Genomic DNA, 25,513 nt, shown 5'->3' on the forward strand with positions numbered 1-25,513 from the left:
CGTTTTCGCCGGCAGAGTAACATGCCCTCGGATCATTTCGGGGGACGCCGTCATGATGAATCGCAGGATGATGCTCATCGCGACGCTCGCCGGCACGCTCGCCCCGGCAACGCGCGCATTCGCCGATGCGGCCATGAGCCGGATTTCGGCCTACGCCTTCTCCTTCCCTGCCTTGTCGGGCGACGATATCCGCCTTGCCGCGTTCACCGGCAAACCACTGCTGGTGGTCAACACCGCTTCGCTCTGCGGCTACACTCCGCAATATGCGGGGCTGCAAGAGATCTGGAGCGAGTTTCGCGAACGCGGGTTCACAGTGATCGGCGTGCCCTCCAATGATTTCGGCGGACAGGAGCCGGGCGGTACGCGCGAAATCTCGGAGACCGCGCACCACCAATACGGCGTTACCTTCCCGGTCACGGCCAAGGTCGGCGTGGTCGGCGCGAAGGCGCATCCATTCTACAAATGGGCCGCCGAGGCGCGGCCGCGGGAGGTTCCGAAGTGGAACTTCCACAAATACCTGATTGGCCGCGACGGCTATATCGCCGAGGTTTTTCCATCTGCGATCGAACCGACCGACACACGGATCAAGACCGCAATCGCGAAGGCGCTGGCCGACAGTTGACGCCGCGCGCCTCATCCGGTTGGGCACAATTGTGGCGAGGCATCAAACAGCCGTTGCAATGGCGAGGGCCCACCATCTAGGCTAAGATTGTTTGGGGCAGGATGGGTTTTGCCGGAGGCGAAAAGCCGCGGCGGAACAACGGGATCAATCTCGAGGACAACACCATGCGTGTGGCGGCAGGACTGATTTTGGCAAGCGCGATGTCTTTCGGCATGACGGGCGCGGCATGGTCGCAGACCCCAGCCGCCAAGCCCGCAGCTGCCACGCAAGCCGCACCGGCGGCGACACCGGCCGCTTCAACGCCCGCGGCAGCACCGGCGGCCGCTCCTGCAACGGCCGCCGCGCCCGCGGGCTTCGTCAATCCGCCGCCGCCCAAACAGGCGCCGCAGCCGGCGCGCGCAGCCTGCAACACTCAGGGCGCGCTGGGAGTCGCCCGCACCGTGGAGATCGACACCACGGGCGGTCCGGGCTTCGGCTTCGAGCATTTCAAGGAGCTCGATTTCCTGCGCGACCACGAGGTGGTGCTGACCTTCGACGACGGCCCCTGGCCGAAGAACACGCCCGCGGTGCTGAAGGCGCTCGCCGACGAGTGCACCACCGGCATCTTCTTCTCCATCGGCAAGCACGCGACCTACGAGCCGGAGATCCTCAAGCAGGTCTACGCGGCCGGCCACACCGTGGGGACCCACACCTGGTCGCACGCCAATCTCAACAACAAGAAGCTCACGGAAGCGCAGCGCAAGGAAGAGATCGAGAAGGGACTTTCCGCGGTGAAGTGGGCGCTCGGCGGCATCTCGCCCTCGCCGTTCTTCCGCTTCCCGGCGCTCCAGCATCCGCCAGAGATGGTCACCTATCTCGGCAATCGCAACACGGCGATCTTCTCCTGCGATATCGACTCCTTCGACTTCAAGGCCTCCAAGCCCGAGAAGGTGGTCGAGACCGTGATGAAGAAGCTCGACGCCAAGGGCAAGGGCATCATCCTGATGCACGACTTCCAGAAGCATACTGCGGAAGCCCTGCCCGAGCTGCTCAAGCGCCTGAAGGCCGGCGGCTACAAGGTGGTGGCGATGCGCGCAAAATTCCCGGCCTCGACGCTGCCCGAATACGACCAGGAGCTGCTCAAGGACGCCAAGCTGCCGACGGTGAGCCAGCGCCCGGTCAATTCCGTGGTCACGACCGTTTCCGAATAGAAGGCAATTGTCTTTCCGGTTCGAAGGCTACGTCATCGTCTCCGCGGACGGCATGCTCGCCGACGCGACGCATGTGATGCCGGACACTCTGAAGTTCGAAGGCGACAAGCTGTTCTTCGAGCAGGCGCTCGATCGCGCCGCGCTGATCGTGCACGGCCGGCGCTCGCACGAGCAGCAGCCGAATTCGCCCAAGCGCAAGCGGCTGATCCTGACCCGCAAGATCAAGGCCCTCACCGTTGATCCGGAGCTGCCGAACGCCACGTTGTGGAACCCGGATCACGCGAGCTTCGAAGAGGCCTGCGCCTTCGCCGACGTCACCTCCGGCACGGTCGCGATCATCGGCGGCCCCGTCGTGTTCAACATGTTCATGGACCGCTACGACACGTTCTGGCTCTCGGAAGCCCCGCATCTGCGTCTGCCCGGCGGTGAAGGCTGTTTTGTCGGCGTGCCGGATCGGACGCCCCATGAGGTGCTTGCGTTGCACGGGATGAAGCCGGGCGCGCCGTACCTGCTCGACGCGGCGCATGACGTTACTGTCACGCCGTGGCGTCGGGTGAATTAGTCCGCGGCTGCGCGAAGCGCAGTCCCGCGGGCGTAATCCACCTCTTTTGCGTCCGCTGGGAGACACCGTGGTGGCTTCGCCTACGGCCAACCCACCCTACAAGCCACGAGTGCTACACGTCCCCGTAAGCCGTCTCGGCCGAACGCGTGGCGCGGCCGTAGCCCATGATCATGAACAGCGCGCCGATGATCGACAGGTTCTTCAGCGCGTCGACCAGCATCTTGGCATTGTCTGGCGGCACCTGGTTCCAGAAGTCGTAGAACAGCACGGTTGCGACCGCAACGTAGATGATCAACAGCATCGCGAAGAAACGTGCGCCGAAATTCAGCGCGATCATCAGTCCGGCGACAACCTCGAGCGCGCCAACGGCGATCGCCAGCAGCTGCGGCGTGGTCATCGCGGTCGCGGTCTCGACCTGCTTGGCGTAGGGCTCAATCATGTCGGGCACCACGACCTTGGTCGCGATGAAATCCGCCGTCGTCTGGATGGCGAAAAGCTTGGTCGCGCCCGTGTAGATGAACAGCACGGCGAACAGAATCCGCCCGAAAGTCACGAACGCTGGCATGATCGGCCTCTTGGCAAAGCGCTAAGCACGGGACGCGTAAGGGATTATGAAGAGTCCGCTTGAGGTTTTCAAACGGGGAAATGACGAAACTCTTTTGAAAAGATTAAACGACCAAGGCTCGGGCGCTGTGCTCCCTCGCCCCGTTCTTACGGGGAGAGGGTTGGGACGAGGGACTGCTTCCGCGGTCACGGTGACAGCTGGACTCGCGGAGGCTCCCCCTCACCCGGAATTCAAGCTGCGCTTGAATTCCGGCCCCTCGCCGCAAACGGCAGGGCTATCGCAAATGACTTTTGGGCGGGACCTGAGCGAGCGCCTCGTCCTTCGAGACGACCGTTTTGCGGTCTCCTCAGGATGAGGCTAAGCGGCATCTTTGCCTGTGGAAACTGCCGCCGCGCACTCCATCCTCATCCTGAGGGCCCGCCGCAGGCGGGCGTCTCGAAGGATGGCCGCGGGCGAGCTATTCGCCACGTTTTTCGCCATATGCGATTGCCCTACCGCAAACGGGGAGAGGCGGAGAACCGATCCTTACGTAAACAACGTCGGCTGCTGCCGCGCCGCACGCTCCTGTGCTTCCACCACGGCGACCGCGGTCATATTCAGGATGCCACGCGCCGTCACCGACGGCGTCAGGATGTGCGCCGGGCGCGCCGGACCGATCAGGATCGGGCCGACGGGCAGAGCGTCCGCCAGCGACTTGATCATCTGATAGGCCACGTTGGCGGTATCGAGGCTCGGCATGATCATGATGTTGGCCTCGCCCTCGAGCTTGGAGTGCGGCAGCACCATGCGGCGGGCAGCCGCCGAAAGCGCGGTGTCGCCCTGCATCTCGCCGTCGGCCTCGAGCTCCGGATGCTTCTCCTTCAGGAGCTGGGTCGCGCGCCGCATCTTGCGCGAGGATTCGGTATCGTAGCTGCCGAAATCCGAATGCGAGACGAAGGCGATCTTCGGCTTGATGTTGAAGCGCTGCACATGGACCGCCGCGAGCGAGGCGATCTCCGCGAGCTCTTCCGCGCTCGGGTTCGGGCGCACCTGGGTGTCCGCGATGAAGAAGGCGCCCTTGCTCGTGATCAGCAGCGCCAGCGCGGCGTAGTCGCTGATGCCCGGCGAGAAGCCGACAATCTCGCGGACATGGCGCAGATGGCTCATGTAACGGCCCTCGACACCGCAGAGCATGGCGTCGGCCTCCCCGCGCGTCACCGCGAGCGCGGCGATCACCGTGTTGTTGGTGCGCACCACCGTGCGCGCCGCATCCGGGGTCACGCCGCGGCGGCCGGCGACCTCGACATAGGACTGCACGTAGGAACGGTAGCGCGGATCGTCCTCGGGATTGACGAGATCGAAATCCTTGCCGGCCCGGATCGAGAGACCGAAGCGCTTGATGCGCGTCTCAACCACCGAGGGACGGCCGACCAGGATCGGCGTCGCCAGCTTCTCTTCCAGCACCACCTGCGTGGCGCGCAGCACGCGCTCGTCCTCGCCTTCGGCGTAGATGACCCGCACCGGCTGGGTCTTGGCCTTGGCGAACATCGGCTTCATGACGAGGCCGGAGCGGAAGGCGAAGCGCTCGAGCAGCGCGGTGTATTCGTCGAAATTGGTGATCGGGCGCGTCGCCACGCCGGACTCCATCGCGGCCTTCGCCACGGCCGGCGCGATGCGGAGAATCAACCGAGGATCAAAGGGACTCGGGATCAGCGAACCGGGCCCGAAGCCACCCGCCTCACCAGTGTCGAGGCTGCCCTGCGCGACCGCATCCGACGGCGCCTCGCGCGCGAGCTGCGCGATGGCCTCGACGGCGGCGTGCTTCATCTCCTCGTTGATGGCGCTGGCGCCGACGTCGAGCGCGCCGCGGAAGATGAAGGGAAAGCAGAGGACGTTGTTGACCTGGTTGGGATAGTCGGAACGGCCGGTGCAGATCATCGCGTCGGGGCGCACCTTCCGCGCCTCTTCCGGCATTATCTCGGGCGTCGGGTTCGCGAGCGCCATGATCAGGGGCTTGTCGCCCATCGCCTTCGCCATCTCCGGCTTGAGCACGCCGGGCGCCGAGAGACCGATGAAGATGTCGGCGCCGCCGATGACGTCGGCGAGCGTGCGCTTGTCGGTCTTCTGCGCATAGACCGCCTTCCAGCGGTCCATCGAGGTATTGCGGCCTTCATGCACGAGGCCGTCGATGTCGCAGACCCAGATGTTCTTGCGCTGCGCGCCCATCGAGACCAGCAAATTCAGCGTCGCGATCGCGGCGGCCCCTGCTCCCGAAGCGACGATCTTGACGTCGGACAGCTTCTTGCCGTTCAGCCGGAGGCCGTTGGTGATGGCGGCGGCGACGATGATGGCGGTGCCGTGCTGGTCGTCATGAAAGACCGGAATCTTCATGCGCTCCTTCAGCCGGGTCTCGATCTCGAAGCATTCCGGTCCACGGATGTCTTCCAGATTGATGCCGCCGAAGGTCGGCTCGAGCGCCGCCACGGTTTCGACCACGCGGTCGATCGTGTCGGCAGCGATCTCGATGTCGAACACGTCGATGCCGGCGAACTTCTTGAACAGGACCGCCTTGCCCTCCATCACCGGCTTGGAGGCCAGCGGGCCGATATTGCCGAGGCCGAGCACGGCCGTGCCGTTCGAGACCACGGCGACCAGGTTGGCGCGGGTGGTGAGCGAGGCGGCCTCGGCGGGGTTCTTGGCGATCTCGGTGCAGGCAGCGGCAACGCCCGGAGAATAGGCCAGCGCAAGATCGCGCTGGTTGGCAAGCGGCTTGCTCGCCTGGATCTCGAGCTTTCCGGGGCGCGGCAGACGGTGATAGGCCAGCGCCGCCTGGTGGAGATCATCAGAATAGGACGACATGCGGTGTTTCGCCTCGCGTTACCGGCCTCAAAATGCCCGACCCGGAGCGGCCGCCCAAGCGGACGGTATTTCCGGGCCATGGAAACGGGATGAAGCACGCCGGGCGCCTCGGTGGCAACATCCGATTGCGACCCCATCAACAGGGCGCGCGGTCAAATAATTGAAAACCATAGCTTTCCCTGGACCGCACGGCGTTTCGCGAATATGGCAGGTTGCGCGGTGCAAAACGAGCAACTGGAGCAACGGAATGAAGCGAATCCTGATCGGCCTGATCGCACTCGCCGTGCTCGGCGCGGGCGCATGGTTCGGCTTCAACCTCTACGCAAAGCATCGCGCCACCGCCGAGGTCGAGGCGGCGTTCGAGCAGATCCGCAAGCAAGGCGGCAAGGCGAGCCACGGCAAAGTCGGGTTCGACGTCATGACCCGGACCCTGACGATCGAGGACATCATGGTCGAGCCCGGCAACCAGCCGCAGGCGCAGATCAAGATCGCCGGCATCAAGGGCACGGGCGTTCGCCTGATCGACGATGCGAGGTTTTCGGCCGACAGCATCGACATCACCGGTTTCGAGGTCGCGGTCGACCAGCTCGGCCCCGCGAAGCTGAAGGGCTCCTACAAGGTCCCGCAACTGACCGTGCGCGACTACGCCGGTCCCATTCACGCCGAGAAGGTGCCGGCGGGTGGCTCGCTGATCGACATGTACCGCTACGTGCTCGCTCAGTATGCAAGTGTCACGGCATCCTCGCTCACGGCGCCGACGCTGACCGTGAGCTTCGATGCCAGCGGCAGCGCCGCCGGCAGCGGCGAGGTTGTCTATTCCGGGCTGGCAATCCAGAATCTCAAGCACGGCAAGGTCGACGCGATGAAGGCAGATCGCGCCGTCTTCACCATCGACGTGCCGCAGCCAGGCAAGCAGGACAAGCTGACGGGCGAGCTTTCCAACGTCATCGTCAACGATTTCGACGCGACCACGATTGTCGCCGCCCTCGATCCGCAGAAGACCAATGACGACAGCTATCACCGCATCTACCGGCAAATCTCGGCCGGCCCCTACATGCTCAAATCGGCCCAGGGCGTGCGGATGGACATTGATGGCGTCAGCTTCGAGGACATCGCAATCCAGCCGTCGAAGTTCCGGCTGGCCGAGATTCTGGCGCTCATGCCGGCGGACCGCTCGGTCCCGGCGCCAGCGCAATCACGTGAGATGATGGAGAAGCTGGCCGGGTTCTATGAAGGGATCCGCATCGGCAGGATCGAGGTCGGAAAGACCTCGTTGGTCACCCCGCAAGGGACCGCCAGGATCAACGCCGTCAAGTACCGCGAGGGCGAATTCGCGGTCGAAGGCGTCGATACGCCGGCCCCGCAAGGGCAGTTCAAGATGGAGCGGTTCGCGCTGAAGTCTTTCAGTGTGGCGAACCTGATGCGCTGGGCCGCAGGCCTCGCCACCCCCGGGCAGGCGCCCTCGCCCGATCAGATGCTAGGCCTGTTCCGAGTGCTTGAAGGCGCCGAGATCAAGGGCGTGGTCTCGCCGTACAAGACCACGCGCCAGCTCGTCATTATCGACACGATCAGCCTGAACTGGGGCCAGCTGGTTGGGTCGATCCCGAGCAAGGCCAATCTGGTGGTGAAGATGGTCACCCCCACCGATCCCGCCAATCCGATGCAGCGACCGCTGATCCTGGCGGGCGTCGACAAGCTCGCGATCGACCTCGATCTCGGTGCAGCCTGGACAGAATCGTCCGGCGCCTTCGCGTTCACACCCGCCACCATCGATCTCGGCAATCTCGCCAAGGCACAGGCCCGCCTCGCACTCGCCAACGTGCCGCGCGGCGTGTTCACGGCCGATCCGGTACAGGCCATGAGCCAGGCCGGGCAGATCGAGGCCGGCGCGATCGAATTCTCCATGCGCGACAGCGGCGTCGTCGATCTCATCGTGGCGCAGTATTCGCGCATGCAGAATGTCAGCCGCGACGCGGCGCGCAGCGCCATCGTCGAGATGATCCGGGCGCAGGGCGAAAAGATCACGGCCGCCAATCTCGATGCCAGGGCGGCGGTCGATGCGCTCGCCGGCTTCGTCGCGACATCAGGACAAACGCTCACCATCAAGCTGACCCCGCTCGGCAAGGTGCCGGTGGTTCAGCTCATGGATACCCTGAACAGCGAGCCGATCGTCGCGCTGGCGCAGTTCAGGATCGAGGCGTCGACAGGGCTGTAAGAGACAGAAGGGCGAAGCTCGTCTCCGCGTCATTGCGAGCGCAGCGAAGCAATCCAGAATCTTTCCGCGGAGGGACTCTCGATTGCTTCGCTGCGCTCGCAATGTGGGTGGAGCTTCGCCTGCGTTGAGGGGATGAACTCGTGGAGCGTCACCTCTCCCCGCAGGCGGGGAGAGGCGAAGACGCGTCACTTCTGCGGCAGGTTCACCCGCACATGCAACTCGCGGAGCTGTTTTGTCGTTGCTTCCGACGGTGCGCCCATCAGCAGGTCCATGGCCTGCTGGTTCATCGGGAACAGCGAGATCTCGCGCAAATTCGTGGTGCCACACAGCAGCATCACGATGCGGTCGACACCGGCCGCCATGCCACCATGCGGCGGGGCGCCGTACTGGAAGGCACGGTACATGCCGCCGAAGCGGTCGACCACTTCCTGCTCGCCATAGCCGGCGATCTCGAACGCCTTCACCATCGCTTCCGGCACGTGGTTGCGGATACCGCCCGAAGCGATCTCGTAGCCGTTGCAGGTGATGTCGTACTGGAACGCCTTGATGGTCAGCGGGTCCTGGCCCTTCAGCGCATCGAGTCCGCCCTGCGGCATCGAGAACGGGTTGTGCGAGAAGTCGACCTTCTTGTCGTCCTCGTTGTACTCGTACATCGGGAAGTCGACGATCCAGGCGAGCTCGAACCGCTCCTTGTCGGTGAGGTTCAATTCCTCGCCGACCTTGTTGCGGGCAAGGCCGGAGAACTTCCAGAACTTGTCGGGATCGCCGGCGACGAAGAAGGCGGCATCGCCTTCCTTGACGCCGAGCTGCGCGCGGATTGCGGCGGTGCGCTCAGGTCCGATGTTGTTCGCGAGGGGACCGGCGCCTTCGCCGCCCTCGCGCCACATGATGTAGCCGAGGCCGGGCTGGCCTTCGCCCTGCGCCCACGAATTCATGCGGTCGCAGAACGCGCGGGAGCCTCCGCCCGTCGCCGGGATCGCCCAGACCTGGTTCTTGGAGTCTTCGAGCATACGCGCAAAGACCTTGAAGCCGGAGCCGCGGAAGTGCTCCGAGACGTCCTGCATCTCGATGGGGTTGCGCAGGTCCGGCTTGTCGCTGCCGTATTTGCGCAGCGCCTCGGCGAACGGAATGCGGCGCCAGTTCTTGCTCACCGGTTTGCCCTTGGCGAACTCCTCGAACACGCCGGTGATCACGGGCTCCATCGCCGCGAAGACGTCTTCCTGCGTGACGAAGCTCATCTCGACGTCGAGCTGGTAGAACTCGCCCGGCAGACGGTCGGCGCGCGGGTCCTCGTCGCGGAAGCAGGGCGCGATCTGGAAGTAGCGGTCGAAGCCCGACATCATCAAGAGCTGCTTGTACTGCTGCGGCGCCTGCGGCAGCGCGTAGAACTTGCCGGGATGGATGCGCGAGGGCACGAGGAAGTCGCGCGCGCCTTCCGGCGAGGACGCGGTCAGGATCGGGGTGTTGAACTCGAAGAAGCCCTGCCCCTCCATGCGCCGACGCATCGACTTGATGATTTCGACGCGCGTCATGATGTTCTGGTGCAGCTTCTCGCGGCGCAGGTCGAGGAAGCGGTACTTCAGGCGGATGTCTTCGGGATATTCCTGGTCACCGAACACCGGCAGCGGCAGGTCGCCCGCCGGTCCCAGCACCTCGATCTCGCTGACATAGATCTCGATCCTGCCGGTCGGCAGATCGTCATTATCGGTGCCTTCAGGGCGGCGGCGGGCCTTGCCGTCCATCCGCACCACGAATTCCGAGCGCAGCTTCTCGGCCAGCGAGAATGCCGGCGAGTCCGGGTCGACCACGCACTGGGTCAGGCCGTAATGGTCGCGCAGGTCGATGAACAGCACGCCGCCATGGTCGCGAACGCGATGGACCCAGCCTGACAGGCGGACCGTCTCGCCGATGTTGCTCTCGCGGAGCGCGCCGCATGTATGTGACCGGTAGCGATGCATGGTCGTCCCAAAATCAATGTCGGAGGAAGCGAATCGGACGGCCTGTAACGGCCGGTCCGAAGTTGCGGCAGGGTTTACCCGACGAGACCCAAGGCGGCAACCAAGGGAACGCCGTGTTTTGGGCTGGAAGTGCCCATTTTTGCCCTTTCAGGGCTCAAGCCTTTGCCATCAGGCGTTCCAGCCCTATCTTGAGGCCATGACGGTCCATTTCCCCTTCCAGAACTCCTATTCGGCGCTGCCGGACAGCTTCTTTGCCCGCGTCGCGCCGACCCCGGTCGCGGCGCCCCGGCTGATCAAGCTCAACCGGCCGCTGGCGGTCCAACTCGGGCTCGATCCGGACCTCCTGGAGACCCCGGAAGGCGCGGAAATCCTGGCCGGCAAGACGGTTCCCGCCGGAGCCGATCCCATCGCCATGGCCTATGCCGGCCACCAGTTCGGGCATTTCGTGCCCCAGCTCGGTGACGGCCGCGCCATCCTGCTCGGCGAGGTCATCGACAAGGACGGCGTCCGCCGCGATATCCAGCTCAAGGGCTCTGGGCCCACGCCGTTCTCCCGCCGCGGCGACGGCCGCGCCGCGCTCGGGCCGGTGCTTAGAGAATACGTCGTCAGCGAAGCCATGCATGCGCTCGGCATTCCAACCACGCGCTCGCTGGCCGCCGTCGTCACCGGCGAGCACGTCATCCGCGAGACCGCGCTGCCCGGCGCGGTGCTGACGCGCGTCGCCGCGAGCCATATCCGTGTCGGCACCTTCCAGTTCTTCGCCGTCCGCCGCGACACCGACGCGATCCGCCGGCTCGCCGACCACGTCATCACGCGCCATTACCCTGACCTGCTCCACGCCGAGCGGCCCTATCACGCCCTTCTCGCCGCAATCGTCGCGCGTCAGGCCGAGCTGGTCGCGCGCTGGCTCTTGGTTGGCTTCATCCACGGCGTGATGAACACCGACAACACGTCGATCTCCGGCGAGACCATCGACTACGGCCCCTGCGCCTTCATGGATTCCTACGATCCCGCGCAGGTGTTCTCGTCGATCGACGAGATGGGCCGCTATGCCTATGCCAACCAGCCGCGCATCGGCTTGTGGAATCTGACCCGACTCGCCGAATGCCTGCTGCCGCTGTTCTCCGACGAGCAGGAGAAGGCGGTTGCGGAAGCCCAGGACATTCTCGGCGCCTTCGCCGAGACGTTCAGCAACGCCTATCAGGCGGGCCTGCGCAGGAAGGTCGGCCTGTTCACGGAGCGCGACGGCGACGAAGCGCTGATCCAGGACCTGCTCGACGCCATGGCCAAGAACCAGGCCGACTTCACCCTCACCTTCCGCAAGCTCGGTGACGCCGCCGTCGATCCGGCTGCGGGCGACGCGCGCGCCCAGTTCCTGGACCCCGCATCATTTGATGAATGGGCCAAGCGCTGGCGCGAACGTATTGCCCTGGAGCCGCAGAGCGCCACCGAGCGGCAGGCCACCATGCACGCCGTCAACCCGATGTTCATCCCGCGCAACCACCGCGTCGAGGCGGTGATCCAGGCCGCGGTGAACAATGACGACTACGCGCCGTTCGAGGAACTGGTGAAGGTGCTGGCGAAGCCATACGAGGAGCAGCCGGACTACGCCGCCTACGCCGATCCCCCGCTGCCGGACCAGCGGGTGTTGCAGACGTTCTGCGGGACGTGAGGCGCGTCCCGCTCGTGCCTATTTCGTCGCCTTCCTGACCCCGCCGAACGAGGCCGTATCGAACTTCTGCGGATCGACGGGCTCGTAGCGTGACCATTCCACGTCGGGCACTTTGGCGTACCGCTCGGTCCAGGCCTTGTCCGTCCTCGTGTTGCCGGGTGCGACGGGGCGGAGCTCGAAATGCAAGAGAGCGACAGACATCAGAAGGACAGCAAGCCATCCCAGCTTGCGGAGAATACCCGGCGTCACCATTCAACGATCTCGTGACGCAAATTCGATGAGCAGCCCGAACAAGCCATAGCCGCATCTTCGCGGCAAGGTAGACCGCGCCACGCGCCTCAATCGTAGCAGGTCATCCGACCGCGGCGCGGGTCTGGTCAGTCCCTCCGGAGCATATCCACACCGTCGCCGCCGGCCGGAACCGCTGTCATCAAACTGAAACACACGCGCTCTAACCGGCTGGCAGGGCCGTCTTGCCGGAGGCCGCCCATCCTCCCACAGTCCCGACAAAGCGCGCCATGCCCTTCAAGTTCATCCACCTCACCGATACGCATCTCGCGAACCCCGGGCTGAAGCTCTATGGCCTCGATCCGCGCGCCCGGCTGGATGCTGCGATCGCCGACATCAACAAGCAGCAGTCCGACGCGGCGTTTGCGGTCGTGACCGGCGACCTCACCCATTGGGGCGAGCCCGAGTCCTACGCCAATTTCGCGGACGCCATGGCCGCGCTGAAGATGCCGTACATCGCCATGGTCGGCAATCACGACCGCCGCGTCGCCTGCCTCGACGGCCTGAAGGCCGCGCCGCGCGACCCCAACGGCTTCGTGCAGGGAACGCGCACCACCGAGCATGGCCTGTTCATCTTCCTCGACACGCTGGACGAGACCAGCCATGCCGGCGAGATGTGCGCCAAGCGCTTCGACTGGCTTGCGAAGACGCTCGCGGCTGCGCCCGCCGACATGCCGTTCGTCGTGTTCATGCACCACCCGCCGTTCCCGGTCGGCGTCCACGCCATGGACGAGATCGCGCTGGCGCAGAGCGCCGAATTCGCCGAGGTCATCGCGCCCTACCGTTCGCGCATCCGCCACCTCTTCTTCGGTCATGTGCACCGGCCGATCTTCGGCAGCTACGGAAAAATCCCGTTCTCGACGCTGCGCGGCACCAACCATCAGGTCTGGTTCGAACTCGATCGCAACGCGCCGCACCTCGCCAGCCACGAGCCGCCGGCCTACGGCGTGGTGCTGATCGACCAGGAGAACCTGGTCGTGCACAGCCACGACTTCCTCGACACCAGTCTGCGCTTCCCGTTCGACCCGCCCGCGGGAATCGACGGCCGCGACTATGCGCTCAATTTCGCGGCGCGGTGAGATGAGCCTCGCTGAACCCGCGGCTCTCCCGGTCGCGGCATCGGCGGCACCGCGTCTGCACGTCCTGAAGCGCTTCACCAGCAGCTTCAAAGTCTCGCTGCCTGCCTATCTGCTGCTGCTTCCCTCGCTGGCCTTCCTCGCGCTGTTCACCTATGGCGCGATGGGCCGCGTCTTCGTCGACGCACTCTACCAGCGCGCCACGCCCAAGGCGCCCGTCCGCTTCGTCGGGCTGGACAACGTCAGCGCCGTGCTTGCCGACCCCGCCTTCACCGGCGCGGTCGTCAACAATCTCATCTATGCCGTCGGCACCGCGATCCCGAGCATCGGCCTCGCGCTGCTGTTCGCGCTGGCGCTTTCGCGCACCAATGCCGTGACCAGCGCGCTGCGCGCCGCGCTATTCCTGCCGGTGCTGATCCCGATGGTGGCGGCCTCCGCACTGTTCCTGTTCATCTTCCTGCCCAACGTCGGCCTGCTCGACTATTACATCGGCCGGATGCTTCCGGTGCTGCCGAACTGGCTCGGCGATCCCGATATCGCGCTCACCGCGATCATGGTCATCACCATCTGGAAGAACGCCGGCTATTACATGCTGTTCTTCCTCGCCGGCCTTCAGGCCGTGCCCGAGGACGTCATGGAAGCGGCGCATCTCGATGGCGCCGGACCGTTCCAGCGCCTGCGCTACATCATCCTGCCGGAGCTCAAGCCCACCTTCTTGTTCGTCACCGTGATCGCGACGCTCAATGCGGTGACCCAGGTCGACCACGTCTTCGTCCTGACCCAGGGCGGCCCGTCCAATTCGACCAATCTCGTGCTGTTCTACATCTACCAGCAGGCCGTCGAGCATTACGACGTCGGCAAGGCCTCGGCGGCGACGCTGCTGACGCTGGCCGCGTTGATGGGCCTTACCGCGCTTTCGTTCCGCACGCTGGCAAATCGCGAGGGCGGGCCATGACGTTGATCGACCGCCTGTTCAAGGATGCTCCGCTCGCCACGCGCCGCGAGATCACGCCGAAGCTCGGCTTCGTACTGACCGTGCTGCTCGCGCTGGTCTGGCTCATCCCGTTCCTCTGGATGGGCGTGGCGACCCTGCGGCCGGCGTCCGACGGCATCAACCTCATGGCCGAGCTGATGCCGAGCCTGAAGCCGACGCTCGACAACATCAGGGATGCCTGGGAGATCGGCGACTTCCCGCGCTACACCCTCAACACCACCATCATCTGCACCGGCATCCTCCTGGTGCAGTTCGTCACGATCACGCTTGCGGGCTTTGCCTTCGCGCGCCTCGCCTTCGCCGGCAAGACGCTGATCTTCTACCTGTTCCTGATGCAGCTGATGCTGGTGCCGGTGCTGCTGATCGTACCGAATTTGAGCCTGATCGCGCAGCTCGGCCTCTACGATACGCTCACCGGCGTGATGATGCCGTTCTTCGCCTCGGCCTTCGGCACCTTCCTGATGCGCCAGGCGTTCGAGGCCATTCCGACCGAGCTGGAGGATGCCGCGCTCATTGACGGTGCCGGCCTGTTCCAGCGCATCCGCCACATCTACGTGCCGCTATCGATGCCGAGCTTCTCGGCCTTCGCCATCATCTCCGTGACCAGCCACTGGAACGACTTCCTGTGGCCGCTGATGGTGATCAATTCGCCGGACAAGCGGCCGCTCACGGTCGGGTTGTCCGTCTTCACCAAGACGGCCGAAGGTACGCAGGCCTGGGGCACCATCGCCGCCGGCACGCTGATGGTGATCGCGCCGCTGCTCATCACCTTCCTGATCTTCCAGAAGCGCTTCATCAGTTCTTTCGTCACCTCAGGCATCAAATAGGAGATTTTTCGATGCTGTTTTCCCGCAGGCTCGTGCTTGGCCTTGCCATGGCAGGCACATTGGCAGGCGCCCTCGCCTTCCCGGCGATGGCCGACGGTCCGACCGAGATCGACCTGTTCTTCCCGGTCCCCGTCGACGGCAAGCTCGCCCGCGACATGGGCACCATGATCAAGGAGTTCAACGAGGGTCATCCGAACATCAAGGCGACCGCGGTCTACACCGGCTCCTACGACGACACGCTGATCAAGACACGCGCCGCGATCAAAGCCGGCAAGCCGCCGTCCGCGGTGATCATGTCGGCGAACTTCCTGCTCGACATGCAGATCGAGAACGAGCTCACCAATCTCGATAGCCTGATCGCCGCCGACGGCACCACCAAGGACCAGTTCCTGGGTCAGTTCTTCCCCGCGTTGCAGGGCAACGCGGTGATCAATCGCTCGGTCTACGGCGTGCCGTTCCACAACTCGACGCCACTGCTCTACATCAACGCCGACCAGGCCAAGGAAGCCGGCCTTGATCCGAACAAGCCGCCGCAGACCTGGGCCGAGCTCACCGACTGGGCCAAGAAGCTCACCAAGCGCGAAGGCGACAAGGTCACCCGCTGGGGCATTTCGATCCCCTGCGCCTACGACTATTGCGGCTGGATGATGGAAACGCTCACCATGTCCAATGGCGGGCGCTACTACAACGAGGAGTTCGGCGGCGAGGTCTATTACGACACGCCCTCGATGCTCGGCGCGCTCACCTGGTGGAACGACCTCGTCGCCAAGCACAAGGTGCATCCGCCCGGCGCAACGCCCGGTCCGGCCGTGAGCACCTCCTTCATCTCCGGCAATGCCGCGATGATCATGCTGTCGACGGGTTCGCTGACCTATGTGCGCGACAACGCCAAGTTCAACTACAAGGTCGCCTTCATCCCGCGCAACGTCCGCAATGCGGTGCCGATCGGCGGCGCCTCGCTGATCATCCCGGCAGGGCTCGAGGCCGACAAGCAGAAGGCCGCCTGGACGCTGATCAAGTGGATGACCTCGCCCGAGAAGAGCGGCTGGTGGAGCCGTGCGACCGGCTATTTCGCGCCCAACATGGCCGCTTACAAGACGCCCGACATGGTCGAGTTCCTGAACAAGAACCCGGACGCCAAGACCGCCGTCGAGCAGCTCGACGTCGCCAAGCCCTGGTTCGCGACCTACAAGACCGTGCCGGTGCGCAAGAACCTCGAGGACGAGGTGATGCTGGTCCTCAACGGTAAGAAGCAGCCCAAGGAGGCCCTCGCCGCCGCCCAGAAGGCCGCCGACGAGACGCTCAAGCCGTACAACGCTGAGACGTCGCTGAAGCTACCGTAAGGCCGGCAGTTCATCCCGCGAACATGCTTCGGCGCTCCGCGATGCGGGGCGCCGAAGTCGTTTATGGACACTGCTCAGATCGTCACGACGATCTTGCCGAACTGCATGTTCGACTCCAGGAAACGATGCGCCTCGACGATCTCCTCGAACCGGAACGTTCGAGCGATGACCGGCTTCAAGGTGCCGTTCGACAGACCGTCGAGAATGTACGCCTTTGCCTTCGCAAGGCGCGCGGCATCGCGGATGATCTCGTGCACGAGGTAGCCGCGCAGCGTCAGGCTCTTGCCAAGGACGTTGAAGAGAGGAAACGGCGTCGGCTCAGGGCTCAGCCCGCCATACTCGATCAAAATTCCGCCCGGCGACATGGCTGCGGTCAGCGGCTCGAACGCCGGACCGCCGACCGCATCGAACACGACCCGCACGCCGATCGCACCTGCGATCGCCTCCAACTGCGCCCGGCTGTCTTCCTCACCCGAAGCGATCACGTGAGCGGCGCCTGCATCAAGCAAGGCGTGCCGCTTGGCCGAGGTCCGTGTCAGGGCGATCGGAACAGCACCGACCCGGTTCGCGATCTGAATGGCAGCAAGGCCGACACTGCTCGATGCGGCGGTGATGACGACGACATCCCCTTGCCCAAGTCCTGCAATGTCAACTAGCGCGCCATAGGCCGTGAGATACTGCATCCACACGGCAGCCGCCGCCTCGAAGCCAAGCGCGGACGGATGCTTCACGACGATCTCGGCAGGAAAGTTCGCGAGCTCGGCATAGGCCGGCCACCGCACCATCGACAGCGGCGGTACGATGCTCACCTTGTCGCCCGGCGCGAAGCCAGTCACGTCCTCCCCGACGGCCTCGACGATGCCGGCCGCCTCCAGACCAAGGCCCGACGGAAATTTCGCAGCCTCGATATAGGTCCCCGTCCGCAACAGAGCTTCCGCACGGTTGAGACCGAGCGCCCTGACCCGGATCTGCACCTCGTCCGTTGCGGGCGGTGCGACGTCGACAGCCTCGATGCGCAGCACTTCGGGACCACCATGCCGATGAAAGCGAATGACGCGGGCCATGGACGTACTCCAAAACAGTTGAACTGAATGGAACTATGCCGACCGGGCGCGAGGGGATAAATCGCTGGATTGGACGTTCAGTCGAAACCAGGAGTTTTCAATCATGGACCGCCTGACCAGCATGGCCGTGTTCGTCAAGGCCGTCGATCTCGGCTCGTTCGCAGCCGCGGCCGACGCCTTCGAAATGTCCGGGCCGATGGTCGGCAAGCATGTACGCTTTCTCGAAGAGCGCCTCGGCGTCCGCCTCCTCAATCGCACGACCCGACGCCAGAGCCTGACCGATGCCGGTCAGGCCTATTACGAGCGCTGCCGCGCGGTGCTCAGCGAGGCCGAAGCCGCCGACGCCGTCGTGTCCGACGGGCTTTCCGAGCCGCATGGCAGGCTGCGTGTGACCATGCCTGCTTTGCTGGGGCGGCACTGCATCGCCCCCTTGCTGATGAAGCTCGCGCGGAAATATCCTCGTCTCGAACTCGACCTCTCGTTCGGCGACCCGATCGCGAACATCGTCGAGGCCGGCTACGATCTTGCGATCCGAACCGGGGGGCTCGACGACCAATCCGGCCTGACCGCGCGGCGCATCGCCGGCCAGCGCATGGTGGTATGTGGCGCGCGGTCCTACCTGCGCACCCACGGCAAGCCGAAATCGATCGATGATCTCACGGCGCACCAGGCCATTATCTATCGCCGCTCCGGGCGCGTCCGGCCTTGGCTGTTCCCCTGCGAAGGCAGGCCTCCTCGTGAGGTCATGCCGGCCGGCAGACTGAGGCTCGACGATCTAGAAGCAATCGCCGATGCCGCGGCGAATGGTATGGGGCTCGCCTGGCTGCCCCTCTGGCTGGTCCGCGAGCGTGTCCGCGCCGGCGTGCTGGTCCCTCTCTTCGAAGGCCGTCTGGAATTCCTGTACGACTGCCATGCATTGTGGCCACGTTCGCCCCGGATGCCGCCAAAGGTCCGCGCCGCCGTGGATACCCTTGCTGCCGCCCTGCCGAAGCTGATGACGTGACAGTCGGACGGCCCCCAATTAACTCTCCATCTACCATCCGGCCCGGCCCTGCCGCCGGTAACCACGAGAATTAACAGACCCTCAACGCGCCCCCGACAAGTCTAACGGTCTTTCGGGGGATTTCGCCGTGGATCTGTTGGTTTTCGAGTTCCTGGGACTGGCGCTGGTTGCCATGTGCGTGCTCGTGGTGGCGCTGCCTTGCGCCCGGAAATCTTCGCAGCGAATCCGCTACGAATAGGATTTTCGTCGGATGGGGTCGATTCCGGCCCAAATGCAAGGCTCGAATTCGCATCGAGCCCCTTGACATCACAGCGCTTTCGGCGGAACGGCTGATGTACGTGTCATGGGCCGTTCATGGATTTGATTACCACCACCGCTGACCTTGCGGCTGCCTGCAGCCGACTGGCCAAGCACCCCGTCATCACCGTCGATACCGAGTTCCTGCGTGAGACCACCTATTACCCGCTGCTGTGCGTGGTGCAGATGGCCAGCGCCGAGGAAGCCGTCGTCATCGACACCCTGGCCGAGGGCATCGACCTCAAGCCGTTCTTCGAGCTGATGGCCAACGAGAGCGTGCTGAAGGTGTTCCACGCCGCCCGCCAGGACATCGAGATCATCTGGCACCAGGCCAACATCATCCCGCACCCGGTGTTCGACACCCAGGTCGCCGCGATGGTGCTCGGCTATGGCGACAGCATCGCCTATGACGCGCTGGTCGAGAAAGTCACCGGCCACCGCCCCGACAAGACCCATCGCTTCACCGACTGGTCGCGCCGGCCGCTGACCAAGGAGCAGATGCATTACGCGGTCTCGGACGTCACGCACTTGCGCGATGTGTTCGCCGCGCTCGACGCCGACCTGAAGAAGCGCCGCCGCAGCGAATGGGTTTCCATCGAGATGGAGGTCCTGACCTCGCCCCGGACCTACGACTTCCACCCCGAGCGCGCCTGGGAGCGGCTGAAGACGCGGGTGCGCAAGCCCAAGGACCTCGCGGTGCTGATGGAGGTTGCCGCCTGGCGCGAGCAGGAAGCGCAGAGCCGCGACGTGCCGCGCGGCCGGGTGCTGCGCGACGAGGCGATCACCGACATCGCAACGCATGCGCCGAACACGCTGGAGAAGCTCGCGCATCTGCGCTCCGTGCCGAAGGGTTTTGAGAAATCCAAATGGGGCGCGGACATCGTCGCCGCCGTGGAGCGCGGGCTGGCGCGGGATTTCTCGACACTGCCGAAGCTGGAGAAGCCGCGCAACAATTCCAACGGCGCGGCCATCGTCGAGCTGTTGAAGGTGCTGCTGCGGATGACCGCCGAACGCCATGCAGTGGCGAGCAAGGTGATCGCCACCGTCGACGATCTCGAAGAGATCGCGGCCGACGACGAGGCGGACGTGCCGGCCTTGCGCGGCTGGCGCCGCGAGCTGTTCGGCGATGCCGCCCTGAAGCTCAAGCGCGGCGAGCTGGCGCTGGCGATCGAGAAGGGTCGCGTGGTCGGGGTTCAGCGGGCGTAGGCCGCTACGAACGCGCGAACTATGGCTGGCGCTATGCCAACCACGTCGTCATTGCGAGCCAACGGGGCCGCGCTTCGCGCGGACCCGTTGGCTCGCAATGACGGAATTTGACGCGCCGGCGTCTCCCTACGCCGGCGTCAGCTTCGCGACTTCCGGCTTCATGTCGTCCAGTACGCCTGAAATCGTCGCCACCAGCTCGTCGATCTGGGTCTTGGTGGCGATCAGCGGCGGGCAGATGGCGATGGCATCCAGCATGTTGCGCGAGATCACGCCTCGCTCCTGGAGCATGCGGCTGGCAATGCCGCCGACGGCGCCGGGTGTCGCCGCCGCGGTCTTGCGTCCCTTGTCGAGCACCAGTTCGAGCGCGGCGATCATGCCGACGCCGCGAACCTCGCCGACCAGCGGGTGGCTGGCGAGTTCGCGCAGCTTGCCCTGCATGTAGCCGCCGAGCTCGGCGGCATGCGCGACCAGGCCGCGCTCCTCGATGATCTTCAAGTTCTCGAGCGCGATGGCCGAGCCGACGGGATGGCCGCCCGCGGTGAAGCCGTGACCGAGCACGCCGATCTTGTTGCTCTCGTCCGCGATCGGCTCGAACATGCGGTCGTTCAGCATGATCGCCGACAGCGGGAAATAGCTCGACGTGATCTGCTTGGAGACCACGATCGCATCCGGCTTGATGCCATAGGTCTCGCAGCCGAACATCTTGCCGGTGCGGCCGAAGCCGCAGATGACTTCGTCGGCGACCAGCAGGATGTCGTACTTCTTCAGGACCTTCTGGATCTTGTCCCAATAGGTCGCCGGCGGCACGATCACGCCGCCCGCCCCCATCACCGGTTCGCCGAAGAAGGCTGCGATCGTGTCCGGTCCTTCCTTCTGAATCAGCGCGTCGAGCTCCTCGGCCCGGCGTGTCGCAAAGGCTTCCTCGCTCTCGCCGGGCGCGCCGTCCTTGTAGAAATGCGGCGAGCCCGTGTGCAGGATGTTCGGCAGCGGCAGGTCGAACGAGCGGTGATTGTTCGGCAGGCCCGTGAGGCTTGCCGACGCGATGGTGACGCCGTGATAGGCGCGCAGGCGGCTGATCACCTTCTTGCGCTGGGGCTGGCCGAGCGCGTTGGAACGGTAGGCGATCAGCTTCAATACGGTGTCGTTCGCTTCCGAGCCGGAATTGGTGAAGAACACCTTGCTCATCGGCACCGGCGCGAGCGCAACCAGCTTCTCGGCAAGATCGATCGAGGGCCCGTGCGATTTGGCCGAGAACGTATGATAGAACGGCAGCGCCTGCATCTGCCTGTGCGCCGCCTCGACCAGACGCTTCTCGTTGAAGCCGAGCCCGACGCTCCACAGGCCAGCCATCGCCTCGAAATAGCGCTTGCCGGCGGCGTCGAAGACATAGGGGCCCTCGCCGCGTTCGATCACCAGGGGTCCGGCCTGCTGATGGGTCCGCGCGTTGGTGTAGGGATGGAGCTGGTAGGCCACATCCCGGGCCTCTTGCGAATTGGGCAGCATGGACATTTGCAGGGATCCTTGAAGGCGTGACGTCGCCGGCGCATTCAGCGTCATCACTTGGTGATCGAGTTACTTGGCTAGTTACTTGGCTATTGCGATGAGACGGAGCTTGCAACGCCAATTCGACGGCAGCAAGCGCTCAGCAGCGTTGCACAAAGCCGCACACGGCGCAGCTCTCAGGCCGCACCGTCGTCATCCTCATCGTCGGTAGCGGCCTCCCGCACCTCCACGAGCGCCATCGAGAGCAGATAGACCGTCGTGGGCAGACCAAGCCGCCGCGCCGCCTCGGCGGCACGCGACAGGTCGCTCACCAGCTCCTTGAGCTTTTCTCCCCGTGACAATGTCCCACCCCATCCGCCGATCGCCTATACCGCGACGGCGCCGCTGGCTCTGATCAGTTCGGCGCTGGATTGGATTGTAGCAAAATTCCCGATGACATTCACTACCGCATGTTTGTAGGCGGCGGCATCGCCGGCGCCGGGTTGGCGGCAGGCCACGGCATCGCCGACGATCTGGTAGCGATGGCTGCGATGAAACCCCTCGACCGCGGTGGCCAGGATGGTTTCATCAAGGGAAAAGCCGATCAGAACACAGCGCGCATTGCGGATATTGGACATGTAGTCCACGAACCGCGGCGAGCTGTAGGCGGATGGCAGCGGATGCTCGAACGTCATCTCACCGGGCCGCGGCTTCGTCTCGGCGATCCAATCGGTCAGCCTGGATGCCGGATTGAACCAGGCGGCCTGGGCGATGCGCTTCAGATGCATCACCGGCCAGAGATTGTTGCGCCACAGCGTCAGCAGTTCCAGGCAGCGCGCAGTAGCGGCCTCGCCGTCGAGGATGACGTGGCGGCGCCCCTGGGTGAGATATTCGACCTGGAGATCTGCGCAGACCAGGATCGGCGGATCGTCTTGGATGGAGACCAGCATTGTCTTGCGCGGAGCTGCACCAGTTTCAGTGACCGGGAAGCGCGAGATCACGCAGCGGCGAGGTCACCGCCCGCCCTGCCGAGGCGTCGAGCACGCCCGGCCGGTCCCAATCGCCCTCGGGACGGATGATCACATAGGGATCGCTATCCAGCGTGATGGCGTCCGGTCCCGGCTCGATCTCCAGCAGCATCTCCGTGTAGGAGAAATCCGAGAAGGTGATCTTGCGGTTGTGGCCGAGCGGCTTGGCGCCGAAATGAGCCCAGAAGTCGACCAAGCGGTCCTGCGCCTGGCCGTAGATCTTGCGGAACCCCTTGCGCTTCACATAGTCGACGCTCGCCTGCACCAGCTTGAAGGAGACACGCGAGCGCCGATATTGGTGACGCACCGCGAGCCGTTCCACCTTGGCGAAGTCGCCGAAGAAGCGCACCCGCAGGCAGCCCGCAGGCTCGTTGCCGACATAGCCGATGAAATGTGCGGCCACCATGTCGTTGCCGTCGAACTCCTCCTCGAACGGACAATCCTGCTCGGCGAGATAGACCGCGGAGCGAATGGCGGTGACCAGCATGAGGTCGCTCGGATCGCGCGCGAGGCGGATCGTGATGGCGCGGGAGTCGGGCTTGGCGAGAGGAATCCTAGTGCCGTGCATCTGCTAAACTCCTTGCTTGGATGATCGCGCCTGGCATGCGCATTGGCGGCCGATGCCAGGGGCGCTCGTAACACCACAGATCGGGCTGGAAGCTCGGAACCGGCTCGAAGCCGGTAGCCCTCATGATATCGCGTCCGGCCACGGTTGACGGCTGCGCATAGCAATCCGCATTGCGAAATCTTACCTGTCGCAGATGAGCCGCGGCCTTGCCGAGACCAGCGATGCCGCGTCCTGTCGCCGCGATCGCCCAGATGTAGATGGCCGCAACGTCTTCGTTCGCGGAAGCAAGATAATGCATCTCTGGCGCGGTGAGGCAGATCTCGTCGAGCAGCAGCGCATCGTGCCCGCGCTCGTTGAGAAACAGGAAGGCCATTCCGCCGAGGAGTCTGCCCTTCCGGCTGAAGGTCAGGATGCTCTGGGGATCGATGGTGAAGTATCTCGCAAGCTCGGCCGCTCCGATCTGCACGCCAGGCACCAGCCGGCGAGCCATTTCGGAAAGCGCGGCAATTTCGGAAAATTGCGCGCAACGGACGTCGACGTCCGGACTGAGCGGCAGCGCGTCGAAATCATGCCTTGCGGCAAACGAGCCCCTTTCCATACCGGTATTGCCCCTCTATCGTTTGCGGCTTTCGTACCCCGCTATGAGGATGAGCTTAGCGGTTGGGGATCAGGAGTATGCAGCAGTTATTGCACCGGGGTGCTGCGATGATGCAGCACCGTGAAGAAGCCCTGGGCGCGTCCTGGGACGATTTGAAATTGTTTTTAGCGTGCGCAAAATATAAAAGTTTCCGCAACGCCGCCGAGGAGCTCGGTCTCACTTCCACCACGCTGATGCGCAGGATCGACCGGCTCGAAGACAGCATCGGCTGCAAGCTGTTCCTGCGCGACCAGAGCGGGCTGACACTCAGCGATGAAGGCACCGCGATGATCGCCGACGTCGCGCATATGGAGCGTCATGCCTTCAACGTCTTCCGTCGCGCCTCGCGTTCGTCGAACGACACCGCAGGTACGGTGCGCGTCGCGGTGACGGAAGGTCCCGGCAATTTCTGGATCCTGCCGCGACTGATCGACTTCCAGAAAACCTATCGCAAGATCACCGTCGATCTGCGCTGCGCGATGGAGCAGGCCGACGTCGCACGGCTTGAATCCGACATTGCGATCCAGCTCGAGCCACCGACCAATCCTGATCTGATTGTCGCCAAGCTCGGTCGGCTGCACATCTATCCCTTCGTCTCGAAGGAGTACGAGAACCTCTACGGCGTGCCGGCAACGCTCGCCGACTTGCAGGACCACCGCATCATCAAGCAGAGCGCGCCGCAGGTCGATGACGGCGCCTACGCCCGCGTACTCGGACTGAAGTCGCTGGAGGGCATCGTCGGGATCAAGACCAACTCCTCGGTCGGCGTGCTCTATGCGGTCGAGCGCGGCGCCGGCATCGGCTTCCTGCCGACCGTGTCGATCGCGCTCGGCGCACGGCTCGTTGCGGTCGATCTCGGCGTGAGCCACCACGCCGATCTCTGGCTCACCTATCACAAGGAGTTCCGCGCCTCGGAGCGCCACAAGATCGTGGTCGACTGGCTCAAGAAGATTTTCGATCCCAGGACCTACCCCTGTTTCCGCGACGAGTTCATCCACCCGAATGCGCTGGTGCCGATGATGACGGCCGCGCGCGAGGGTTTTGGGCTGACCGGCTATGTCGCGGTGACGCCGACGTAGGTCACCAGCGGTATTCGAATCCGGCCGTGCCCTGGTGCGACGTCAGCTCGTTGCGGAACTTGCCGTCGTAGTTGACGTAGAGCCGCGCGGTGCTGGTCAGGCTGAGCGAAGCCGAGGCGCCGGCATCCATGCCGTAGCGGCTCTCGCCGATGCCGGGAACGACGATGCTCTGGGTCCCCAGGCTGACCTGGATCGACCCGAGATCCTGATGGAAATTGTCGACGAACTTGCCGTAGGCGGACAGGTCCAGGATCTTCCGGTCGAAGATGAAGTAGCGTCCGATCTCGGCCCCGATCATGACGCGCGCGCGTGAGAGCGCCGTCGCGCCGACATTGAGCGGATCGAGCCCGCCGGCCTCCTGGAACGCAGCACTGGTGGCGCGCACATATTCGAGCGCGCCCTTGGGAACGATGCGCATCTGGTCCTTGGTCCAGTAGTAGCTGACCTCGGTCAGCGCGCCGTCGACCGCGGCGCGATAGCCTGCGGTCGCAAGGCCAAGGCCGGTGTCGCGGCTGGAACGGACCTTGCCGAAACCGTGCACCACCGCAAAGGCCCAGGTCCAGGGCCCCTTGTCGACGGAGCCGTTGAAGCCGACCTGGGTCAGGTCGAGCGTGGCCGACTGGAGCGCCAGCGGCACATCGATGTCGGTGTGACTCTGATCGACGGAGAAGCCGATATTGACGCCCGGCGCGAGCCGCGCGCCGAAGCCGGCGACGCCGCCAAAGGTCTTGCGCTCGTCACCGACGAAATCGCCCTGCGCATCGGTGCGGACCGAGATGCCATAGCCCTCGAACCAGGTGCGATAGCGCGGATCTTCCGCGCTCTCGGACGCGCCGCCGCCTGCCGGATTGGTCCGGAACGATCGATTGAAGCCGTTGGCGGCCTGGTTGCCGAGCCGCTCCAGGAACCCGGAGCCGAGGTTGAGCATGGCGTTGCCCGACGACTGGCCGTAGTGGGCCGCCGTCGGCGGCGGGACCGGGGTCGGCGACGGCGTGGGCG

23 protein-coding genes are annotated in these 25,513 nt (G+C 64.6%); 12 read left to right on the forward strand and 11 right to left on the reverse strand.

Annotation, left to right across the window (positions count from 1 at the left end; all coding sequences use genetic code 11):
• Nucleotides 1-52: 52 nt before the first annotated feature.
• From GPL20_RS31825 to GPL20_RS31835, 3 genes are all read left to right on the forward strand, one after another.
• A complete protein-coding gene (locus GPL20_RS31825; protein WP_157335232.1) occupies nucleotides 53-622 on the forward strand; it encodes a glutathione peroxidase in 570 nt (189 codons plus the stop codon).
• Nucleotides 623-786: 164 nt separating this feature from the next.
• Entirely contained in the window at nucleotides 787-1,812 is a 1,026-nt protein-coding gene (locus GPL20_RS31830) for a polysaccharide deacetylase family protein (protein WP_157335234.1), read from the forward strand.
• A gap of 7 nt (nucleotides 1,813-1,819) precedes the next feature.
• Nucleotides 1,820-2,374, forward strand: coding sequence for a dihydrofolate reductase family protein (locus GPL20_RS31835; protein WP_167533303.1), 555 nt, complete (start codon nucleotides 1,820-1,822; stop codon nucleotides 2,372-2,374).
• Nucleotides 2,375-2,486: 112 nt separating this feature from the next.
• On the opposite strand, the gene GPL20_RS31840 is transcribed toward GPL20_RS31835, so the two are convergent.
• Nucleotides 2,487-2,939 (reverse strand): DoxX family protein, encoded by a 453-nt coding sequence (locus tag GPL20_RS31840; protein WP_157335236.1) that lies wholly within the window; start codon nucleotides 2,937-2,939, stop codon nucleotides 2,487-2,489.
• Between the two features lie 525 nt (nucleotides 2,940-3,464).
• On the reverse strand, nucleotides 3,465-5,777 hold the full coding sequence (locus tag GPL20_RS31845) for an NADP-dependent malic enzyme (RefSeq protein WP_157335238.1): 2,313 nt from the start codon (nucleotides 5,775-5,777) through the stop codon (nucleotides 3,465-3,467).
• A gap of 247 nt (nucleotides 5,778-6,024) precedes the next feature.
• Between GPL20_RS31845 and GPL20_RS31850 the strand changes: the two genes are divergently transcribed.
• On the forward strand, nucleotides 6,025-7,992 hold the full coding sequence (locus GPL20_RS31850) for a hypothetical protein (protein ID WP_157335240.1): 1,968 nt from the start codon (nucleotides 6,025-6,027) through the stop codon (nucleotides 7,990-7,992).
• A 185-nt stretch (nucleotides 7,993-8,177) separates the two neighbouring features.
• Here GPL20_RS31850 and aspS read toward each other — a convergent pair whose 3' ends face one another.
• Nucleotides 8,178-9,950, reverse strand: a complete 1,773-nt coding sequence (gene aspS, locus GPL20_RS31855) for an aspartate--tRNA ligase (RefSeq protein ID WP_157335242.1) — start codon at nucleotides 9,948-9,950, stop codon at nucleotides 8,178-8,180.
• Nucleotides 9,951-10,146: 196 nt separating this feature from the next.
• Here aspS and GPL20_RS31860 point away from each other — a divergent pair, with 196 nt between their 5' ends.
• Nucleotides 10,147-11,622: a protein adenylyltransferase SelO gene (locus GPL20_RS31860; protein WP_157335244.1), complete on the forward strand. Its 1,476-nt coding sequence runs from the start codon at nucleotides 10,147-10,149 to the stop codon at nucleotides 11,620-11,622.
• An 18-nt stretch (nucleotides 11,623-11,640) separates the two neighbouring features.
• On the opposite strand, the gene GPL20_RS31865 is transcribed toward GPL20_RS31860, so the two are convergent.
• Nucleotides 11,641-11,823 carry a hypothetical protein gene (locus tag GPL20_RS31865; protein ID WP_157335246.1) on the reverse strand — a complete coding sequence of 61 codons (183 nt, stop codon included), beginning with the start codon at nucleotides 11,821-11,823 and terminating at the stop codon, nucleotides 11,641-11,643.
• A 317-nt stretch (nucleotides 11,824-12,140) separates the two neighbouring features.
• On the opposite strand from GPL20_RS31865, the gene GPL20_RS31870 reads away from it, so the two are divergent.
• Genes GPL20_RS31870 through GPL20_RS31885 form a run of 4 tightly spaced genes read left to right on the forward strand, consistent with a single transcriptional unit; the run spans nucleotide 12,141 to nucleotide 16,150 of the window.
• On the forward strand, nucleotides 12,141-12,989 hold the full coding sequence (locus GPL20_RS31870) for a phosphodiesterase (protein ID WP_157335248.1): 849 nt from the start codon (nucleotides 12,141-12,143) through the stop codon (nucleotides 12,987-12,989).
• A gap of 1 nt (nucleotide 12,990) precedes the next feature.
• On the forward strand, nucleotides 12,991-13,941 hold the full coding sequence (locus tag GPL20_RS31875) for a carbohydrate ABC transporter permease (RefSeq protein ID WP_167533304.1): 951 nt from the start codon (nucleotides 12,991-12,993) through the stop codon (nucleotides 13,939-13,941).
• Nucleotides 13,938-14,807 (forward strand): carbohydrate ABC transporter permease, encoded by an 870-nt coding sequence (locus tag GPL20_RS31880; RefSeq protein ID WP_157335254.1) that lies wholly within the window; start codon nucleotides 13,938-13,940, stop codon nucleotides 14,805-14,807. The genes GPL20_RS31875 and GPL20_RS31880 overlap by 4 nt, the downstream gene beginning before the upstream one ends.
• Before the next feature lie 11 nt (nucleotides 14,808-14,818).
• Complete coding sequence (locus GPL20_RS31885; RefSeq protein WP_157335256.1) at nucleotides 14,819-16,150, forward strand: ABC transporter substrate-binding protein; 1,332 nt, start codon at nucleotides 14,819-14,821, stop codon at nucleotides 16,148-16,150.
• Nucleotides 16,151-16,224: 74 nt separating this feature from the next.
• Here GPL20_RS31885 and GPL20_RS31890 read toward each other — a convergent pair whose 3' ends face one another.
• Nucleotides 16,225-17,214 carry a zinc-dependent alcohol dehydrogenase family protein gene (locus GPL20_RS31890; RefSeq protein WP_157335258.1) on the reverse strand — a complete coding sequence of 330 codons (990 nt, stop codon included), beginning with the start codon at nucleotides 17,212-17,214 and terminating at the stop codon, nucleotides 16,225-16,227.
• A gap of 103 nt (nucleotides 17,215-17,317) precedes the next feature.
• Here GPL20_RS31890 and GPL20_RS31895 point away from each other — a divergent pair, with 103 nt between their 5' ends.
• Nucleotides 17,318-18,217, forward strand: a complete 900-nt coding sequence (locus GPL20_RS31895; RefSeq protein ID WP_157335260.1) for a LysR family transcriptional regulator — start codon at nucleotides 17,318-17,320, stop codon at nucleotides 18,215-18,217.
• A 354-nt stretch (nucleotides 18,218-18,571) separates the two neighbouring features.
• Nucleotides 18,572-19,720, forward strand: coding sequence for a ribonuclease D (gene rnd, locus GPL20_RS31900; protein WP_157335262.1), 1,149 nt, complete (start codon nucleotides 18,572-18,574; stop codon nucleotides 19,718-19,720).
• A 126-nt stretch (nucleotides 19,721-19,846) separates the two neighbouring features.
• Here the strand turns inward: rnd and GPL20_RS31905 are convergent, their stop codons facing one another.
• The 5 genes from GPL20_RS31905 to GPL20_RS31920 all read right to left on the reverse strand — a co-directional run bounded on the left by GPL20_RS31905 (nucleotide 19,847) and on the right by GPL20_RS31920 (nucleotide 23,396).
• Complete coding sequence (locus tag GPL20_RS31905; RefSeq protein ID WP_157335264.1) at nucleotides 19,847-21,229, reverse strand: aspartate aminotransferase family protein; 1,383 nt, start codon at nucleotides 21,227-21,229, stop codon at nucleotides 19,847-19,849.
• A gap of 170 nt (nucleotides 21,230-21,399) precedes the next feature.
• Nucleotides 21,400-21,564 carry a hypothetical protein gene (locus GPL20_RS39060; RefSeq protein ID WP_167533305.1) on the reverse strand — a complete coding sequence of 55 codons (165 nt, stop codon included), beginning with the start codon at nucleotides 21,562-21,564 and terminating at the stop codon, nucleotides 21,400-21,402.
• A gap of 24 nt (nucleotides 21,565-21,588) precedes the next feature.
• Nucleotides 21,589-22,152, reverse strand: a complete 564-nt coding sequence (locus GPL20_RS31910; protein ID WP_157335301.1) for an isochorismatase family protein — start codon at nucleotides 22,150-22,152, stop codon at nucleotides 21,589-21,591.
• A 25-nt stretch (nucleotides 22,153-22,177) separates the two neighbouring features.
• A complete protein-coding gene (locus tag GPL20_RS31915) occupies nucleotides 22,178-22,798 on the reverse strand; it encodes a GNAT family N-acetyltransferase (RefSeq protein WP_157335267.1) in 621 nt (206 codons plus the stop codon).
• Nucleotides 22,785-23,396, reverse strand: a complete 612-nt coding sequence (locus GPL20_RS31920) for a hypothetical protein (protein WP_157335269.1) — start codon at nucleotides 23,394-23,396, stop codon at nucleotides 22,785-22,787. Before GPL20_RS31920 ends, GPL20_RS31915 begins: the two co-directional genes overlap by 14 nt.
• 77 nt (nucleotides 23,397-23,473) lie before the next feature.
• Here GPL20_RS31920 and GPL20_RS31925 point away from each other — a divergent pair, with 77 nt between their 5' ends.
• The gene (locus GPL20_RS31925) at nucleotides 23,474-24,514 is read left to right on the forward strand and encodes a LysR family transcriptional regulator (RefSeq protein ID WP_157335272.1); all 1,041 of its coding nucleotides are present in this window, start codon (nucleotides 23,474-23,476) and stop codon (nucleotides 24,512-24,514) included.
• A 1-nt stretch (nucleotide 24,515) separates the two neighbouring features.
• On the opposite strand, the gene GPL20_RS31930 is transcribed toward GPL20_RS31925, so the two are convergent.
• The coding region (locus GPL20_RS31930; protein ID WP_246251117.1) for an autotransporter outer membrane beta-barrel domain-containing protein at nucleotides 24,516-25,513 on the reverse strand (998 nt) is incomplete at its 5' end.

Origin of the sequence: Bradyrhizobium cajani (assembly GCF_009759665.1) — a bacterium.
GTDB classification, from domain to species: Bacteria; Pseudomonadota; Alphaproteobacteria; order Rhizobiales; family Xanthobacteraceae; genus Bradyrhizobium; species Bradyrhizobium cajani.